Below are 17,011 nucleotides of genomic sequence, written 5' to 3'. Positions count from 1 at the left end.
GTCTGGATTTCCCCTTAGAGCAGCTTCTGGGCGGCCAGGAACTCGACCAGCCTGAGGCCGGCGTCGCCTTCGTCGGTGATGATGGTGCCGGCCGTCCGCGGCGGGCGCGCTTCGGCGGTCTCGACGGCGGTCCAGGAGCCCGCGAGCCCCACCTGGCCGGGTTCGACGCCGATGTCTCCCAGCGTCAGGGTGGCGATGGTCTTCTTCTTCGCCGCCATGATGCCCTTGAAATTCGGGTAGCGGGGGTCGTTGATCTGGTCCGTGACCGAAACGAGGGCCGGCAGGGTGGCCTCGACGGTGTCCGCGTGCGAGTCACCGTCGCGGCGGGCCGTGAGCTTGCCGCCGTCGAGTTCCAGCGAGGATGCGAAGGTCACCTGCGGCAGGCCAAGGCGCTCGGCGAGCTGGGCCGGGACCAGCGAGGTCTCCCCGTCGGTGGAGGCCATGCCGGTCAGGATGAGATCCGCGGGCGCGTCGGCGCCGAGGTGCCGGATCGCCGCGGCCAGCGCCAGCGAGGTGGCTGCCGCGTCCGAGCCGGCGAGCGCATCGTCGCTGAGGTGGACACCTTCGGTGGCGCCGATCTGCAGCGACTTCTTGACGGCATTGACGGCGCCGGCCGGGCCCATGCTCAGGGCGATGACCTTGTTGCCGGCCGCTTCGCCACCGCGAGCCTCGATCAGCTGCAGCGCGGCTTCCAGGGCGTATTCGTCGAGCTCCGACAGGATGCTTTCGGACCGGTCCGTGGTGTTGTCCCCGCCGCCAAGGTGGCGGTCGAACTGCGCGTCCGGTACGTGCTTGACCAGCACGATGATCTTCAAAGTCTCTTCCACTGTGTTTACAGCAGCCTTCCATGCGGGTGGGCAGCCAGCCGGGTGGGGACGTGGCCAGGGAGCGCCCGGGGTGCCGGGTTGCTCCTAGCTAACCATATAGCGCGGGCCTGGCGGGGCCTCGGTTAACGCCTGTGTCAGGGCGCCCCGGAAAGGGGCAATAGCGGTCGTTAGCGTGCCGGAAAAGGGAGCCGGGAAAAGCAGCGCCGGCCGGCACCCCAAGGTGCCGGCCGGCGTCACGGGCCGGGCGTTGCGGCTCCGGGACCCTCTCGTCGTACTGCTGTTCGCTACTGGTCGGCGGCCGCACCAAGGGTCACATCGAGCTGCTGTTCCTGGCCGCCCCGGAGGACGGTGACCTTGACCGTCGCGCCGGCGGCCTGCTCGCGCACGGCGGCCGTCAGCTGGTTCGGATCGCTGATGGTCCGGTCCTGGAACTTCGTGATGACGTCGCCCACCTTGATGCCGGCCTTGTCGGCGGCCGAGCCCGGTTCGACCGTGGCCACGTCGGCGCCGACCGAGAAGCCGGAGGACGAGGTGCCGGCCGCCTTGGACTTCACGCTCACTCCAAGCTGGCCGTGGGTGGCCTTGCCGGTGCTGATGATCTCCTGGGCCACGCGCTTGGCGTGGTTGATCGGGATGCTGAAGCCGACGCCGATGTTGCCGCTGCTCGTGCTGCCGCTGGCGTCCCCGCCGGCGGAGGCGATGGCCACGTTGACGCCGATGATTTCACCCTTGCTGTTCACCAGCGCGCCGCCGGAGTTACCCGGGTTGATGGCCGCGTCGGTCTGGATGACGTTGATCGAGATGCTGCCCTGATCGGCAGTGCTCGGCGCCTGGCCGCCACCGGGAGGGGCGAACTGGAAGCCCTGGTCGCCGCCCTGGGAATTGTCGGCGCCGCCCTTGGGGGCGGCCGAGGAGGCCACGCTGATGGTGCGGTTGAGAGTGGAGACGATGCCGTCTGTGACGGTTCCGGTCAGGCCCAGCGGGGAGCCGATCGCGACGGCGGTGTCACCGACGTTGAGTTTGTCCGAGTCGCCAAGGGTTGCCGGAACCAGCCCGGCCGGCTTGTCGATCTTGATCACGGCGAGGTCCGAGAGCGGGTCGGTGCCGACGATCTTCGCGCTGAAGACTTTGCCGTCGCTCGTGCGGACCTCCACGGCGGCGTTGGCGGTCTTGCCGTCCAGCGTGACGACGTGGGTGTTGGTGAGGACGTGGCCATCGCCGTCGAGGATGATGCCGGACCCCGTGCCTCCGTCGCTTCCGCTCGAGGCCTTGATGGTCACGACGCTGGGCGAGGCCTTCATCGCTGCGGCGGTGATCGCGTTGACGTCGTCCTTGTTGTTCACGATCACGGTGCCGGACTGGCTGGTGCTGCCCGTGGAAGACAGGGGCCGGTTCCCGATCAGGGCGTTGCTGCCGGCCACGACTCCGCCGCCCACCAGACCGGCGGCCAGGATGCTGGCAATGAGGGTGGGAACGCCGAAGGCGGCCTTGCGCTTCGGCGCGTTGGCCGGGTGGTTAAACGCATTGTTGTGGGGAGCCTGTCCGGCAGGCGGCTGGTTGCCGTAGGCGCCATAGGGGCTGGCTCCCTGGCCGTAGGGCGCGGGCTGTTCGTGCGAGGGCGCGCCAAACTGCTGCGTCTCGGGACCCGAGTGCTGGGCATAGGCCGGGGGACGCTCCGGATACACGGGGCGCGGGGAGCCATCCGCCGATTGGTCAAGCCTCATGGTCGGGTTTTCCCGGGCTGAGTCCTCCGCCGCTGTGCTGTGCGAAGCCCCGGCAGCGGCCTCCCCCGGCTCAAGCGGCTCCCCGTTCGGGGTCGATGGATCCGGTGACGCGCCCTGCATTGGGTTCTCAGTCATGGGACTTCCTTTCATCCTCGTCTGCAGTCAATTATGGCGGTCCAGACTGGAACATAAGCGAACATTTGCTGGGAGGTTCCTGAATGCCGACGCGCGCCGGGGCGGGGCCGGGTCCTCCCGTCCCGCCAGCTTCAGCGCGTTTCGCTGGTGGCATATTCCCGGCGGTGGACGGCCATTGGGGTGCACCATAGAATCAAATGGAATTGCCACAGCGACCTGCGGCTTTACACCTGCGTGGGGGCGCTGCTGCGTTCTGAGACGACCGGCTCGGCTCGATCCGGTCACAGAAGTGCTGAAGGGTTGCACATGCGGTCAATGATGAAACGATTCCTCGCCGTTCTCGGCGTGGCCGGACTGCTGGCGCTCCCCGCCGCTCCTGCCCTCGCCGAAGATCCGGTGACCATTCCTTCCGGGCAGAACATCGTCGACAGCGGCAACGTGCTCGGCAGCCGCAAGGGCGAGGTCCAGGACGCGATCCAGAAGCTCCTGAAGGACCACAAGTACAACCTTTACGTGGTCACCGTAAAGACCTTCGAGAACCCGGCCGACCCCAAGTCATGGTCACAGGCCGTGGCCACCAAGAAGGGTATGGGCCGGGCCGACGTCATCCTGGCCATGTCCGACGACGGCAAGTACTACTTCTCGCCCAACTCGGCCAGCGCCATCTACTCGAAGACTCGCAGCATCAGCGACAACGCAATCGTCGCGAACCTGGCCGGCGGAAAGCGCGACTTTGCGCAGGCCGCGATTGACACCGCCGCGGCAGTCGGTGACGCCGCCGGCGGCGGCAGCGGCTCGGTCCCCTCTGCGGGCGCCGGGAACGGCGTCCTGGTCGGCGTCGGCGTCGTGGCGGCCGGCGGCGTGGGAACCTATCTTTACCTGCGCAACCGACGGAAAAAGACCGCCGCGGCAGGCGGCACCGCCTATGGCCCGCAGGGCGCCGAACTCGACCCCCTCGCCGGATTGAGCGTTGAGGAGCTGCGCCGCAAGAGCGGTTCGCTGCTGATCGAAGCGGACGACGCCATCAAGTCCAGCGAACAGGAGCTTGGCTTCGCCCAGGCGCAGTACGGCGACGCCGCCGTCGGCAACTTCACGAAAGCACTGCAGGACGCCAAGGCCCACATGAGCGAGTCGTTCAAGCTGCAGCAGCAGCTTGACGACCACATTCCGGACACCGAAGAGCAGCAGCGGACCTGGCTGGGCGAAATCATCCGCCGCTCCGAGGCCGCACTGTCCTCCCTCCAGGAGCAGAAGGCGGACTTCGATTCCCTGCGGGAGCTTGAGAAGAACGCCCCGCAGGCGCTGGCGGCCGTCGGCACCGGCGCAAAGGACGCGGAGGCCAAGATTGCCGCCGCTGAGCAGTCGCTGGGCGAGCTCCGGGCAAAATATGCGGAGAGCGCCCTGACGCAGGTCGCGGACAACATCAGCCAGGCCAAGGAACGTCTGGCATTTGTGCAAAACGCCTCCACCACGGCCCAGGACAAGCTCAGCGCCGGCGAGGGCAGCCTTGCCGCCGTCGCGGTCCGGGCCGCCGAGGAGAGCCTGCACCAGACCAACGTGCTGCTCGGGGCCATCGCCAAGGTGGCGGCCAATCTGGACGAGGCCCGCAGCGGACTCGAGTCCGCCGTCGTGGACACGTCGCAGGACCTCGCCCAGGCGCGGGCCATGATCCAGTCCGGCGCCCACCCGGAGCTGGCCGGACCGGTCGCCGGGGTGGAGGCCGCACTGGCCCAGGTCAAAGCCGAAATCCAGGCCGGCAAGATCGACCCCATCGCCACGCTGGAGCGCGTGGAGAACGCCCACCAGTCCCTCGACACGGCCCTGACCGGCATCCGGGACCAGCAGGAGCAGGCCCGCCGGGCGCAGGCCTCGCTGCAGCAGAGCATCATGTCCGCCCAGGCGCAGATCAGCGCGACCTCCGACTACATCACGGCACGCCGCGGCGGGGTGGGCACCGAGGCGCGCACCCGGCTCGCCGAGGCGCAGCGCAACCTCGACTACGCCCTGTCCATCTCCCGCACCGACCCGGTCACCGCCCTGCAGTACGCGCAGCAGGCTCATTCCCTCGCCGCCCAGGCCGCACAGCTGGCGCAAGCCGATGTGGACCAGTTCGGCGGCTACGCGAACCAGGGCTACGGCCGCGGCGGGATGTTCGGCGGCGGCGGAGGAGGCGGCCTCGGCGGCGCCATCCTCGGTGGCATCCTGATCAACTCCATCCTGCACGGCGGCGGTGGCGGCGGTTGGGGCGGAGGCGGCGGAGGCTGGGGCGGCGGCGACTCCGGCGGCGGTTGGGGCGGCGGCGACTTTGGCGGCGGCGGCGACTTCGGCGGCGGGGACTCAGGGAGTTTTTAGCCGGCCGGTCACAGACTAGGCGCCGGCGGACTCGATCCGGCCGGCGGGTAGAAGCGGTACATTCACTGTTCACCGAATTCAGTGGCCACCACTGGATAGGACGAAAGGTAACACCATGGTTAAGCAGTCCATTTTCGGCCGCATGGCGCAGCTGGCGAAGGCGAACATCAACTCCTTGCTGGACCAGGCAGAGGACCCGCAGAAGATGCTGGACCAGATGGTCCGCGACTACACGAACAACATCGCCGAGGCCGAATCAGCGGTCGCCCAGACCATCGGCAACCTGCGCATGCTCCAGGACGACTACAACGAGGACATCAAGAACGCGCAGGACTGGGGCAACAAGGCACTGGCCGCCTCGCGCAAGGCCGACGAGTACCGTGCCAAGGGCGACATTGTGGATGCCGAGAAGTTCGACAACCTGGCCAAGGTGGCCCTGCAGCGCCAGATGTCGTCGGAGAACGAGGCGAAGTCGGCCGAGCCGAGCATCGCTTCCCAGACCGACGTCGTGGACAAGCTCAAGCACGGCCTGGACCAGATGAAGGGCAAGCTCAACGAGCTCACCAGCAAGCGCAACGAGTTGGTGGCCCGGTCCAAGACGGCGGCCGCGCAGACCCAGGTGCACGATGCCCTCAAGAGCATTGACATCATGGATCCGACCTCCGAGGTGGGCCGGTTCGAGGAAAAGATCCGCCGCGAGGAGGCCAAGGTCCGCGGCCAGCAGGAACTCGCCGCCTCCAGCCTGGACGCCCAGTTCAACTCCCTGGAGGACCTCGGCGAGCAGACCGAGATCGAGGCCCGCCTGGCAGCGCTGAAGTCCGGCGGCGCCGCCCCGGCCCTCGGCGCCGGCAACGGCGCGGCCGCCCGCTCCACCGTTGAGGAAGCCGACTTCGACAAGCTCTAACCCTTAAGGCGGGGCCGGGCACCTGCGGGTGCCCGGCCTTTGCTGTGTCGGGGGGCCGCCAATCCAGTAGCGTGGAGCCATGTCTTCGACCCTTGTCTGGCTCCGCGATGACCTCCGCCTCGACGACAACCCCGCCCTTGCGGAAGCTGCGGCGTCCGGTGACCCGCTGACCGTTGTCTACGTGCTCGACGAAGCTTCGCCGGGCGTGCGGCCCCTCGGCGGCGCCGCGAAGTGGTGGCTGCACCACTCGCTCGAGTCGCTCGCCGCCGACCTTGAGGCGGCAGGGTCGCGCCTGCTCCTCCGCCGCGGCCCGGCGGAGGAGGTCATCCGGGGGCTGGCCGAGGAAACCGGCGCCGCCCGGCTGCTCTGGAACCGCCGCTACGGCGGCCCGGAACGCACCATCGATGCCGGCCTCAAGGACTGGGCGGCGGGGCGGGAGATCACCGCCACGAGCTTCCAGGCCAGCCTGATGTTCGAGCCGTGGACGGTGCGGACCGGATCCGGCGGCCCGTACAAGGTCTTCACCCCGTTCTGGAAGGCCTGCCTCGACGCACCGGAGCCCCGACTGCCGCTGGACGCGCCGCAGCGGCTCCCCGAGCCGGCGAAGACCGAGGCCGGTGAACTGCCGGGGAGCGACGCTCTGGAAAGCTGGCACCTGCTCCCCCACAGCCCGGACTGGAGCGCCGGGCTCGCCGCGGAATGGACGCCGGGCGAGGCGGGCGCGCAGAGCAGGCTGGAAGACTTCCTCGGCGGCCCCGCGGTCGAGTACGGCACCGGCAGGGACGTCCCCGGCGTCGAGGGCACCAGCAGGCTCTCCCCGCACCTGCGTTTCGGCGAGATCAGCCCGTTCCGGGTCTGGCATGCGCTGCGGGAACGCTACCCGCGCGGCGCACCGGCCGACGTCGGGATCTTCCGCTCCGAACTCGGCTGGCGGGAATTCTGCTGGCAACTGCTCTACGAGAACCCGCAGCTGGCCACCCGCAACTACCGCCCCGAGTTTGACCGCTTCGCCTGGCAGACGCCGTCGGACGCCGAACTGCAGGCGTGGCAGCAGGGCCGCACGGGCTACCCACTGGTGGACGCCGGCATGCGCCAGCTGTGGCAGACCGGCTGGATGCACAACCGCGTCCGGATGGCAGCGGCCTCGTTCCTGGTCAAGAACCTGCTGGCCGACTGGCGGCTCGGGGAGGCGTGGTTCTGGGACACCCTGGTGGACGCCGACGCCGCGAGCAACCCGGCAAACTGGCAGTGGGTGGCCGGTTCCGGAGCCGACGCCTCCCCCTACTTCCGCATCTTCAACCCGGTTACCCAGAGCAAGAAGTTCGACGCTGCCGGGCGCTACCTGCGGGCCTTTATTCCGGAGCTTGCCGGCCTCGACGACAAGGCGGTACATGAACCGTGGAAGGCCGACGGCGGCGCGGCCGGCTACCCGGGCCCGATCGTGGGTCTGCCCGAGTCGCGGGCTCGGGCCCTGGACACCTACCAGCGGCTCAAGGACGCCTAGGAAACAGCAAAGGCCCGGATCCTGGGATCCGGGCCTTTGCTATTACTGCCATTGGTTGCGGGGGCAGGATTTGAACCTGCGACCTCTGGGTTATGAGCCCAGCGAGCTACCGAACTGCTCCACCCCGCGTCGCTTGATCAACACTACCCTACTTTGGCCGCCGCCCCGACCACGGGCCCGGACCGGTCGCCTCATGGATCACGAGGCGCTGTGCAGAGGAAAGAGGCAGTCTGAGGACTTAAAGCAAGAAGTCCGGAACACTTTCCAGTGTTCCGGACTTCTTCTCAGTTGCGGGGACAGGATTTGAACCTGTGACCTCTGGGTTATGAGCCCAGCGAGCTACCGAACTGCTCCACCCCGCGTCGCATGATCAACTTTACCTGCCGGTGAACGGCAGGCCAAATCGGGGCGGCGTGATGTGCGTCCCATCCGTCACTCGGCCCCTGCCCGGAGGTCCGCACGGGACCCGCAAGCTGCCGGTTCGCCCGTTCAAGCCAAGGCGAAAGGCCGGATCCCCCGCTCGAACGGAACGGGGAATCCGGCCTTCGGCCTTCCTACAAACGCCTGCCGGGCCGTCGGCGCCTACTTACTCGGCGAGGGCGACGGCGAGGGCGTGGACGACGGCGACGCGCTGCCGCTCGGCGACGGAGTGGCCGACGGTGACGGCGACGGCGTCGTCGTGGTGATCCTGGCCTCTGCGTCGATCGCCCGCTGCAGGGCCGCGGAGAGCTTCTTCTGCTGCTCGCCGTAGGCCGCGAAGTCACCCTTGGCCAGGGCCGCCTGGCCGGCCTGGATCGCGCCGTTGGCCTCTTCGAGGGCCGCTTTCAGTTCCGCCTTGGCGTCCGTCGTGCCGCCGGTGGCCGGGGGCGTTGCTCCCGGGGCCGGGGTGGCCGGGGTTTGGCCGTTGTTGGCGGCGTCGCCGGCGGTGGCGCCGGAGCGGCCGCCGAACAGCTGGTTCAGTGCCTCGTCAAGGGTCGGCGCGAAGCCGATCTTGTCACCGAATGCGACCAGGACCCGTTGCAGCGTCGGGTAGGAGGTCTCGCCGGTCGACTTCAGGTACACCGGCTGCACGTAGAGCAGGCCCCCGCCCACCGGCAGCGTCAGCAGGTTGCCGTTGAGCACCGCCGATGCGCCCTGTCGCAGCAGATTCAGGGCCTGCGACACGGTGGGATCGGAGTTGAACTTGTTCTGCGCCTGGCCGGGCCCGGGGACGTTGGCTTCCGGCGGAATCTGCAGCAGCCGCAACTGCCCGTAGCTCGCCGCCTTTACGCCCTTCTGGTTGCCGGCATCCGAGTCCGCGGCCAGGAAGCCGTAAAGCACGTTGCGCGCATTGCCATTGACTACCTGCGGGATGAATGACGACGTCAGCTGGAAGGCAGGCTTGTCCTGGTCGGGCATCTGCAGCGACATGTAGAACGGCGGCTGTTTGACCCCTTCTTCCTTGACGGTCGGGTCGTTCGGGACGCTCCAGGCATCATTGTTGGTGAAGAAGCTGTCCGGGTTCGTTACGTGGTACCGGCCCAAGAGTTCGCGCTGGACCTTGAACAGGTCCTCCGGGTAGCGGACATGGCTCATCAGGGCGCCGGACATCTCCGAGTACGGCTTTAGGGAGGTCGGGAACACCTTCTGCCAGGCCTTCAGGACCGGATCCTGGTCGTCCCAGGCGTAGAGCGTGACGGAACCGTCGTAGGCGTCCACGGTGGCCTTCACCGAGTTTCGGATGTAGTTGACGGAGTTGCTCGGCAGCGCGGCGGTGCGGCCGGCCGAGGTCTGCGAGTCCCGCGTGGCGTCCGAGAGCTGCTCCTGCTGCGAGTACGGGAAGTACGGGCTCGTGGTGTAGCCGTCCACAATCCACTTCACCCTGCCGTCGACGACGGCGGGATAGGCGTTTCCGTCGACCGTCAGGTAGGGCGCGACCTTCTCCACCCGGTCCTTCGGGCTCCGGTCGTAAAGGATCTGTGACTCGGCGTTGACGCCGTCGGACAGCAGCAGGTCCGAGGACTGGAACTTGATCGAGTAGAGGATCTTGTTGAAGAAGCTGCCCACGTTCGGACCGCCGTTGCCGGTGAAGGTGTACTGCGTTCCGGCGTCGCCTTCTTTGGCCGCCGGGCGGTCCTGCTCGCGGTGCGCGGCACCGGCCGGAGCGCCGACGATCGAGTAGTCCGGCGAGTTCTCGCCGAAGTAGATCCGCGGCTGGTAGCTGGTGTCGGTCCCCAGCACGCCTGTGGAGGGGATACCCGATTGCAGGAACTCGGGCTTGCCGTCCGCGGTGAACTTGTTGCCCTTGGCCGCGACCACGCCGTACCCGTGGGTGTAGACCACGTGCTTGTTGAGCCAGGACTGCTGGTTGGTGGCCAGGCCGCCCGGGTTCAGCTCGCGCACCGCGATGACGGTGTCCTGGATCTTGCCGTTCACCTCGTAGCGGTCCACGTTCAGGGTGCTCGGGAACTGGTAGTACGGCCGGTACTGCTCCAGTTGGGAGAACGCGTCCGAGATCAGGTTCGGGTCCAGCAGGCGGATGTTGGCGGTGGTCTGGGCGTCCGGGGCCAGGGCGCCGGTGGTGGCCTTGGTGGTGGCCTCGTAGCGCTTCTCCTGGATCTTATCCAGGCCATAGGCGGCGCGGGTCATGGTGATGTTGCGCTTGATGTACTCGTTCTCCAGGGTCTGCTCCGAGGGGCGGACCTGGAACTGCTGGATCACCCAGGGGTAAACGCCGCCGGCCAGGATCGACGTGATCACAAGCATGGCGGTGCCGATCACCGGCAAGCGCCACTTGCCGATCACTGCAGCGACGATGAAGAGGACGGCCACGAGTGCGGCGGCGACGGCGAGGATGGCCTTGGTGGGGATGACCGCGTTCACGTCGGTGTAGAGCGCGCCGGCCCAGCGGCCGCCGTTGTTCAGCACGGCGGAGTAGCGGTCAAGCCAGAAGTTGACGCCAAGCAGCAGCAGGAACGCCGCGCCCGCGACCGCGAGGTGGATCTGGGCGGCGCGGCTGGTGAAGACGCCGCGCTCCATCAGGCGGATGCTGCCGTAAAGGTAGTGCGTGAGGATGCCGGCGACCCCGGCCACGACGGCGACGCTGATCAGGAAACCGGTAACGAAGCCCAGGAAAGGCAGGGTCATGAGGTAGAAACTGATGTCCAGGTTGAACTGCGGATCGTTCTGGCCGAAGGGCTCCTGGTTGAGGAAGAGCATCACCTTTTGCCACTGGCTGGCGGCCGCGCTGCCGGCGAAGAGGCCGAACAGCACCGGCAGGCCGATCATGACCACGCGGCGGATCGGTTCAAGCTGGGCCTGGTAGCGGTTGAGGTTGTCGCGGACGTCCGAGTCGGGTGCGTAGACAGGCCGGGCGATATAGGCGATCCGGATCGCGAAGAACACGGCGGCGAACATCACGGCGAAGCCGGCCAGGAAGATGGCGATCCGTGCGATGTTCTCGGTCAGGAAGACTTCAAAAAAGCCCAACTGCTGGTACCAGAGGACGTCCGTCCAGACATTGGCGAAGAAAATGAAGCCCACGACGATCAGGGCGACAACAATCAGTGTCGGCGTCAGTGCGCCTCGCCGTTGCTGTGGCCTTCCGGGTGGGACGGTGCTGGGACGGGACAAACTCGGTACCTCATAGCTGGTCGTCAGTGCTGCTGGTTTTTTAGTTGTCTAAGTGCATCGTGTTGCTGCAGTCTAGCGACTGCCGGCGCCGGCCCGGCAGGGCGGCAGCGGCCGTCATTAGTGCCACGAGTGGCGCCTGAGCTTAGTTCCGGGGTCAGTCTAGTTGCTGGTGCAGACCGGAAGCCCCGATGTGTCGCCGCCGGCAGCGGCGAGCTCGACGGCGCGGCGCGCGTCGGCCAGGTTCTCCACCTTGACGACCTGGAGGCCTGCCGGGATGTGGCCCACGACGTCGTCGCAGTTGGCCGCCGGGGCCAGGAACATCGTGGCGCCGCCGGACCTGGCCCCGACCATCTTCTGGCTGATCCCGCCGATGGCCCCCACGGCGCCGTCGGGCGTGATGGTGCCGGTGCCTGCAATATGCCTGCCGCCGGTCAGGTCACCGGGGGTCACAGTGTCGACGATGCCGAGGGCGAACATCATGCCGGCGCTGGGGCCTCCGACCTTGTCCAGCGAGATCTTGACGTTGAACGGGAACTTGAACTTGTACTGCAGCACGACGCCGAGGAGGTAGCGGCCGGTCTGGGACTTGCTCGGGGTGACCGTCAGCGGCAGTTGGCTGCCATTGCGCTCGACGACGACCGTGACCGGCTTGCCGTTCCCCGCCGCGAGCTGCGCCTGGACAACGCTCAGCGCGGTGATCGGCTTGCCGTCGATCGAGACCAGCACGTCGCCTTCCTGGATCTTGCCCTTCGACGCCGAGTCGTCCGGAATCCCGGCAACCTGCAGCTTCTGCTCGAACGGGATACTGAGTTCCTTGAGCGCCGCGGCGACGGCATTCTCCTGCGAGGTCGTCATGGCGACCGCGCTTTCCTGCTGCGACTGTTCCTTGGTGACGCCCTTGGGGAAGATCAGTTCCTCCGGATAGACCGCCTTTGCGGCGTTCAGCCACGCGCTCAGGGCTTCGAAGACCGTGACCGGCCCGTTGGGGCCGCCGTCGACGTAGACGGTGGTGAGGTCCAGGTTGCCCTTGGCCGGGAAGGTCTCGTGTCCCGCCACGGTGATGACCGGCTTGCCGTTGTCCGTGCCGAGCGTATTGAACGTAGGGCCGGGCGATTCGATCACATAGGGAACGGGCAGGCTCATGGCGGCGAGGCCGAGGGCCATCGCCAACAGGCCGGAGACGAGCATGGTGGAGGAGCGGTTGTCCTCTCCCCCGCCGTTGGCACCGCGGGTCCTCCGTCCCGGGGCACTGCCTCCGCTGCCTGCGGCGCCGCGTCCGGCGGCGAAACGGGACCACAGGCTGGGCTTGCCGCCGGCGCTGCGGGTACCGCTGCCGCCGTCGCGGGGCGCGGGTTCGGCCGGCAGCTGCCCGCCCTGGTTAAACGTCAATGAAGGACCTCTCCATGCCGGCGCCTTGGCCCTTGCGGGGCCCGGATCAGGGCGCTGCGGCTGCGGCCGAAACCGGCTCCGCAGCCTTCAAATATTCCAGTCTCTAACACTACGCGCTCGGGCACCGCAGGGGCTCTTTGCCGACAGCGAACGTGGCCGGGTTTCGGGAGACAGCCGCTCACACGGAGGGGTAGCGTGAAGATGAGCACCAGTCACACCGACGATCGGCGGGATCATGACCTCTAACCCACTCAATCCGTCCAACGGGGACGACGAACCCAAGGATCCGCTGGCAGAAATGCTGCAGAACCTGATGGGCGGCAAGGGCATGGGGGACATCGATCCGGCAGAGCTCGCCAAGGCCGCCGGGCTGCCCGACGACCCCAACCTGCTGGCCCAGATGTTTTCGCAGGTCCAGGCCATGATGAGCGCGTCCTCCGACGGTCCGGTGAACTGGCAGCTGGCGCACGAAAACGCCCGCCGGGTGGCCGCCAGCGGCTCCGACCCGTCAGTGACCGCCGCGCAGTCCCGCGAAGTCGACGAGGCCCTCCGGCTCGCCGAGCTCTGGCTGGACCAGGTCACCGAGCTTCCCGCCACCGGACTGATCGGCCGGGCCTGGTCCCGCGCCGAATGGGTCGAGGAAACCCTGGGGACGTGGAAGCGGCTGACGGAGCCCGTCGCGAACAGCATCGCCAACGCGCTCTCCTCCGCCATGACCGAGCAGATGCCCGAGGAAATGAAGTCCATGATGGGCGGCGCCTCCTCGATGCTGCAAAATATGGGCGGGGCCATTTTCGGCATGCAGCTGGGCCAGGCGATCGGCGCGCTCTCCGCCGAGGTGGTCAGCTCCACGGACATCGGTGTCCCGCTGGCCGACCTGGAAATGGCGCTGCTGCCGGCCAATGTGGCGAAGTTCGGCGAGGGCCTCGGCCTGCCGGAAAACGACATCCGCCTCTTCCTCGCGGTCCGCGAAGCCGCCCACGCCCGGCTCTTTGTGCAGGTCCCGTGGCTGCGCGGGCACCTGCTCGGCGCGATCGAGGCCTACGCCCGCGGCATCCACATCGACACCTCCAAGATCGAGGAACTCGCCCGCGAGCTGGACCCCAGCAACCCGGAGGGCATCCAGGAAGCACTCTCGCAGGGTGTCTTCATGCCGCAGCGCACGCCCGCCCAGGACCAGGCCCTCGAGAAGCTTGAGACGGCACTGGCCCTGGTGGAGGGCTGGGTGGATGAACTCACGGCCGCCGCAACGGAGAAGCTGCTGCTCTCGGCCGCGGCGCTGCGCGAAACCGTCCGGCGCCGACGCGCGACCGGCGGCCCCGCGGAGCACGCGTTCTCCTCGCTGGTCGGTCTTGAGCTGCGGCCCCGCCGGCTGCGCGAGGCCGCCACGCTGTGGGCCCAGCTGAAGGAAGAACGCGGCGTGGAAGGCCGGGACGCCATCTGGCAGCACCCCGACCTGTTGCCCACGGCCGGAGACCTGGACGATCCGAAGGGCTTCAGCGAACGCCGCAAGCTGGCCGAGGCCAGTGACACCGAGGTTGACGACGCGCTGCAGAAGCTGCTGAGCGGCGGGTTCGACACGGCTGAACCAGGGGCGGAGCAGGGCGAAGACCATACCGGCGAAACCGGGGACGATTCCAGCGGTGAGCCCGGAGCCGGGGACGACACCGGCAGCCCCAAGGCCTGACTGGCTATTTCGGCGTGCGGCACCGGAAAGCCCCGGCCGGAACCTCGGTTCCGGCCGGGGCTTTCCCGTGCCCGGGGTCGTCAGCGGACGGCGGTCCCGGCGTCTTCGACATCGGCGCTGTCGACGTCGTCCCGGTCGGCCGGCAGGCCGCGGGCGGTGGCAAAGGACACGCCCTCCAGGAACGCCTTGGCGCGTTCGGTTTCCGGGTAGGCGGCCAGCAGCCGCCAGAACGCGGCGTTGTGGGCGGCCACCAGGAGGTGCGCCAGCTCGTGCAGCAGGACATAGTCAATGACCCACTGCGGCATCGGCTGCAGCTTGTGGGAGAGCCTGATGGTTCCCTCCGATGGCGTGGCCGAACCCCAGCGTGAGTTCTGGTTGGTCACCCAGCGGACCGACGTCGGGACCGCCCGGCCGCCGAGGTATTTGGCGGAAAGGTCGGCCGCATGGGCCGCCAGCTCCGCGTCGCTGCCCGCCCGGCGCTTGCCGGCGGCCTTGGGGCCGCGGCTGCCCTGCAGGCGGAGCTTCTCCAGCATCCGGTGCACCCATTCGCGCTCCTGGGCGCCGCTGAAATGCGCCGGGATGGCGACCACCGCGGTGCCGTTCTCCCAGAATGCGGCCACCGTGCGGCGCCGCCGGGCCGAGCGGCGCACCTCCACGGGAGCGCCGTCGGCGGTGGTCACCGGGGTGACGCTGGTGTTGGCGGCGCCGGCCATCAGAGGCTGGAGCTTTCGACCAGGACGGCCAGAACGGCTTCGCCGTACTTTTCCAGCTTCGACGCGCCGACCCCCGGCAGCGTGGCGAGCTGTTCGAGGGACTCCGGCCGCGCCTCGGCGATCGCGGTCAGGGTCGCGTCGGTGAAGACCACGAAGGCGGGGACGTCTGCCTCCAGCGCGGTCTCCTTCCGCCACTGCCGCAGCGCGTCGAAAGTCTGTTCCTCGTAGCTCGGCGGGCACTGGCTGCACCGGCCCACCTTGCGTTCGGCACCGGAAGAGAGCATGCTCCCGCAGACCCGGCACGACGCCGGCACCGCCGCCTTGCGCCGCGGCGCGGCCCCCTTGCCGCGGACGGAGGAGCTCGCGACCGAGTCGGGCCGCAGCCCGTCCAGGAACCGCGAAGGTTTCCGGTTGGCGCGGCCGCCCGGTGTCCTGGCCGTGGACCAGGACAGGTGCAGGTGCTCCTTGGCGCGGGTGATGCCGACGTAGAGCAGCCGGCGCTCCTCGTCCACGGCTTCGGGAGTGTCCGCGAAGGAGATCGGCATCAGGCCTTCGCTCAATCCGACCAGGAACACGGCTTCCCACTCCAGCCCCTTCGCGGCGTGCAGCGAGGCCAGGGTCACGCCCTGGACGGTGGGAGCGTGTTGCGCCAGCGAGCGCTCCTGCAGTTCATTCACGAAGTCGGCAAGGCTGAACTGCGCTCCCCTGCTGACCACCAGTTCGTCGGCGAGTGCCACGAGTGCTGCCAGCGACTCCCACCGTTCCCGGAGGGCGCCGCCGCTGTGCGGGGCCGCGTCCGTGTAGCCCAGGGAGGACACGATGTCGCGGACCAACTGACCCAGGGGCTCCGGCGTCGCGGTCTCGGCGACGGCGCGGGTGGCGGCCCGCAGCTGCAGGATCGCGTCGCGGACTTCCTTGCGGGCGAAGAACCGTTCGCCGCCGCGGAGCTGGTAGCCGATGCCGGCCGAGGCGAGTGCCTGTTCGTAGGCCTCCGACTGGCCGTTGGTGCGGAACAACACCGCGATCTGGCTCGCGGGCGTCCCGGCGTCGAGCAGTTCGCGGATCTTCACGGCGACGGTGGCAGCCTCGGCCTCGTCGTCGGAACATTCGGTGAACTGCGGCACGGGGCCGGCCGGCCGCTGGGCCACGAGTTGCAGCGGCGTGGCCCAGGCCGCGTCCGCCACGGGACCGCCGCTGCGCCGGCCGGCGAGCAGGTCGTTGGCCAGCTTCACCACCTGCGGCGTGGAACGGTAGTCCCGGATCAGCTTGACCACCGTGGCGTTGGGGTACTGCGCCTTGAAGCCGAGCAGGTGCTTCGGCGAGGCGCCCGTGAAGGAGTAGATGGTCTGGCTGGCGTCGCCGACGACGCAGAGGTCGTCACGGCCGCCGAGCCACAGCTCGAGGAGCCGCTGCTGCAGCGGCGAAACGTCCTGGTATTCGTCCACCACGAAGTGCCGGTACTGTTCGCGGACGGTGGCGGCGACCTTGGGGTCCTCCTGCAGGATCCCCACGGTGATCAGCAGCACGTCCTCGAAGTCGATCACGTTCCGGTCCGTCTTGACGTCCTCATAGGACTGGAACACGCGGGCGACGGCGGTCAGGTCGAAACCGCCGGGGGTGCCACGGCCCTGGGCCTTTTCCAGGTAGTTGGCCGGGGTGAGCATGGACACCTTGGCCCACTCGATTTCGGAGGCGAGATCGCGGATGGAGGCCCGGTCGGTGCTGAGCCGCAGCCGGCGGGCAGCCTCCGCGATCATCTGGGCCTTGTGGTCCAGCAGGTTGGGCAGCGCGCCGCCGACGGCCTGGGGCCAGAAAAACTGGAGCTGGCGCAGCGCCGCGGCATGGAAGGTGCGGGCCTGCACGCTGCCGACGCCGAGGTCGCGGAGCCGGCTGCGCATTTCGGCGGCGGCCCGCGAGGTGAAGGTGACGGCCAGCAGCCGCTGCGGGCTGTACACGCCGGAGTGCACACCGTAGGCGATGCGGTGCGTAATGGCGCGGGTCTTGCCGGTGCCGGCGCCTGCGAGCACGCACATGGGCCCGTTCAGGGTGCTGGCCACCTCGCGCTGTTCGGCGTCGAGGCCGCCAAGGATCCGCTCCTCGAGGGAACGGCCGTCCGGCACCGGAGCTTCAGCGGCGGGTGAGCCGTCGTGGGACTGTCCGGCCG

General features: G+C 68.5%; 10 protein-coding genes and 2 tRNA genes. 4 read left to right on the top strand and 8 right to left on the bottom strand.

Annotated features, from left to right (window positions below):
- Nucleotides 1-14: 14 nt before the first annotated feature.
- A complete protein-coding gene (locus tag AC1DH3_RS02865) occupies nt 15-815 on the bottom strand; it encodes an electron transfer flavoprotein subunit beta/FixA family protein (protein WP_441417847.1) in 801 nt (266 codons plus the stop codon).
- Between the two features lie 296 nt (nt 816-1,111).
- Nucleotides 1,112-2,686 (bottom strand): S1C family serine protease, encoded by a 1,575-nt coding sequence (locus AC1DH3_RS02860; protein WP_441417230.1) that lies wholly within the window; start codon nt 2,684-2,686, stop codon nt 1,112-1,114.
- A 306-nt stretch (nt 2,687-2,992) separates the two neighbouring features.
- Here AC1DH3_RS02860 and AC1DH3_RS02855 point away from each other — a divergent pair, with 306 nt between their 5' ends.
- From AC1DH3_RS02855 to AC1DH3_RS02845, 3 genes are all read left to right on the top strand, one after another.
- Entirely contained in the window at nt 2,993-5,038 is a 2,046-nt protein-coding gene (locus AC1DH3_RS02855; RefSeq protein WP_476908543.1) for a TPM domain-containing protein, read from the top strand.
- A 115-nt stretch (nt 5,039-5,153) separates the two neighbouring features.
- On the top strand, nt 5,154-5,942 hold the full coding sequence (locus AC1DH3_RS02850) for a PspA/IM30 family protein (RefSeq protein WP_476892221.1): 789 nt from the start codon (nt 5,154-5,156) through the stop codon (nt 5,940-5,942).
- Between the two features lie 79 nt (nt 5,943-6,021).
- Nucleotides 6,022-7,446: a cryptochrome/photolyase family protein gene (locus tag AC1DH3_RS02845; RefSeq protein ID WP_476908542.1), complete on the top strand. Its 1,425-nt coding sequence runs from the start codon at nt 6,022-6,024 to the stop codon at nt 7,444-7,446.
- Between the two features lie 52 nt (nt 7,447-7,498).
- Here the strand turns inward: AC1DH3_RS02845 and AC1DH3_RS02840 are convergent.
- The 4 genes from AC1DH3_RS02840 to AC1DH3_RS02825 all read right to left on the bottom strand — a co-directional run bounded on the left by AC1DH3_RS02840 (nt 7,499) and on the right by AC1DH3_RS02825 (nt 12,447).
- Nucleotides 7,499-7,575: transfer RNA gene (locus AC1DH3_RS02840), tRNA-Met, on the bottom strand.
- Nucleotides 7,576-7,734: 159 nt separating this feature from the next.
- Nucleotides 7,735-7,808, bottom strand: a tRNA-Met gene (locus AC1DH3_RS02835).
- Between the two features lie 220 nt (nt 7,809-8,028).
- Nucleotides 8,029-11,058 (bottom strand): UPF0182 family membrane protein, encoded by a 3,030-nt coding sequence (locus AC1DH3_RS02830; RefSeq protein WP_476908541.1) that lies wholly within the window; start codon nt 11,056-11,058, stop codon nt 8,029-8,031.
- Between the two features lie 159 nt (nt 11,059-11,217).
- Nucleotides 11,218-12,447 (bottom strand): YlbL family protein, encoded by a 1,230-nt coding sequence (locus AC1DH3_RS02825; RefSeq protein WP_476908540.1) that lies wholly within the window; start codon nt 12,445-12,447, stop codon nt 11,218-11,220.
- Nucleotides 12,448-12,682: 235 nt separating this feature from the next.
- Here AC1DH3_RS02825 and AC1DH3_RS02820 point away from each other — a divergent pair, with 235 nt between their 5' ends.
- Nucleotides 12,683-14,134: a zinc-dependent metalloprotease gene (locus tag AC1DH3_RS02820; RefSeq protein ID WP_476908539.1), complete on the top strand. Its 1,452-nt coding sequence runs from the start codon at nt 12,683-12,685 to the stop codon at nt 14,132-14,134.
- An 80-nt stretch (nt 14,135-14,214) separates the two neighbouring features.
- On the opposite strand, the gene AC1DH3_RS02815 is transcribed toward AC1DH3_RS02820, so the two are convergent.
- Both AC1DH3_RS02815 and AC1DH3_RS02810 read right to left on the bottom strand, forming a co-directional pair.
- Nucleotides 14,215-14,847, bottom strand: coding sequence for a M48 metallopeptidase family protein (locus tag AC1DH3_RS02815; protein ID WP_476892217.1), 633 nt, complete (start codon nt 14,845-14,847; stop codon nt 14,215-14,217).
- Complete coding sequence (locus AC1DH3_RS02810) at nt 14,847-16,967, bottom strand: ATP-dependent DNA helicase UvrD2 (protein WP_476892299.1); 2,121 nt, start codon at nt 16,965-16,967, stop codon at nt 14,847-14,849. Before AC1DH3_RS02810 ends, AC1DH3_RS02815 begins: the two co-directional genes overlap by 1 nt.
- Between the last annotated feature and the right edge of the window lie 44 nt (nt 16,968-17,011).

This window comes from Arthrobacter sp. 05L428, from assembly GCF_056397665.1.
This window is presented reverse-complemented; position numbering and strand designations above follow the sequence as displayed.

Bases quoted from the DNA above. Each gene is read 5' to 3' on its own strand.
- AC1DH3_RS02860 (WP_441417230.1), bottom strand. From the start codon at position 2,686: ATGACTGAGAACCCAATGCAGGGCGCGTCACCGGATCCATCGACCCCG.
- AC1DH3_RS02855 (WP_476908543.1), top strand. From the start codon at position 2,993: ATGCGGTCAATGATGAAACGATTCCTCGCCGTTCTCGGCGTGGCCGGA.
- AC1DH3_RS02850 (WP_476892221.1), top strand. From the start codon at position 5,154: ATGGTTAAGCAGTCCATTTTCGGCCGCATGGCGCAGCTGGCGAAGGCG.
- AC1DH3_RS02845 (WP_476908542.1), top strand. From the start codon at position 6,022: ATGTCTTCGACCCTTGTCTGGCTCCGCGATGACCTCCGCCTCGACGAC.
- AC1DH3_RS02820 (WP_476908539.1), top strand. From the start codon at position 12,683: ATGACCTCTAACCCACTCAATCCGTCCAACGGGGACGACGAACCCAAG.
- AC1DH3_RS02815 (WP_476892217.1), bottom strand. From the start codon at position 14,847: ATGGCCGGCGCCGCCAACACCAGCGTCACCCCGGTGACCACCGCCGAC.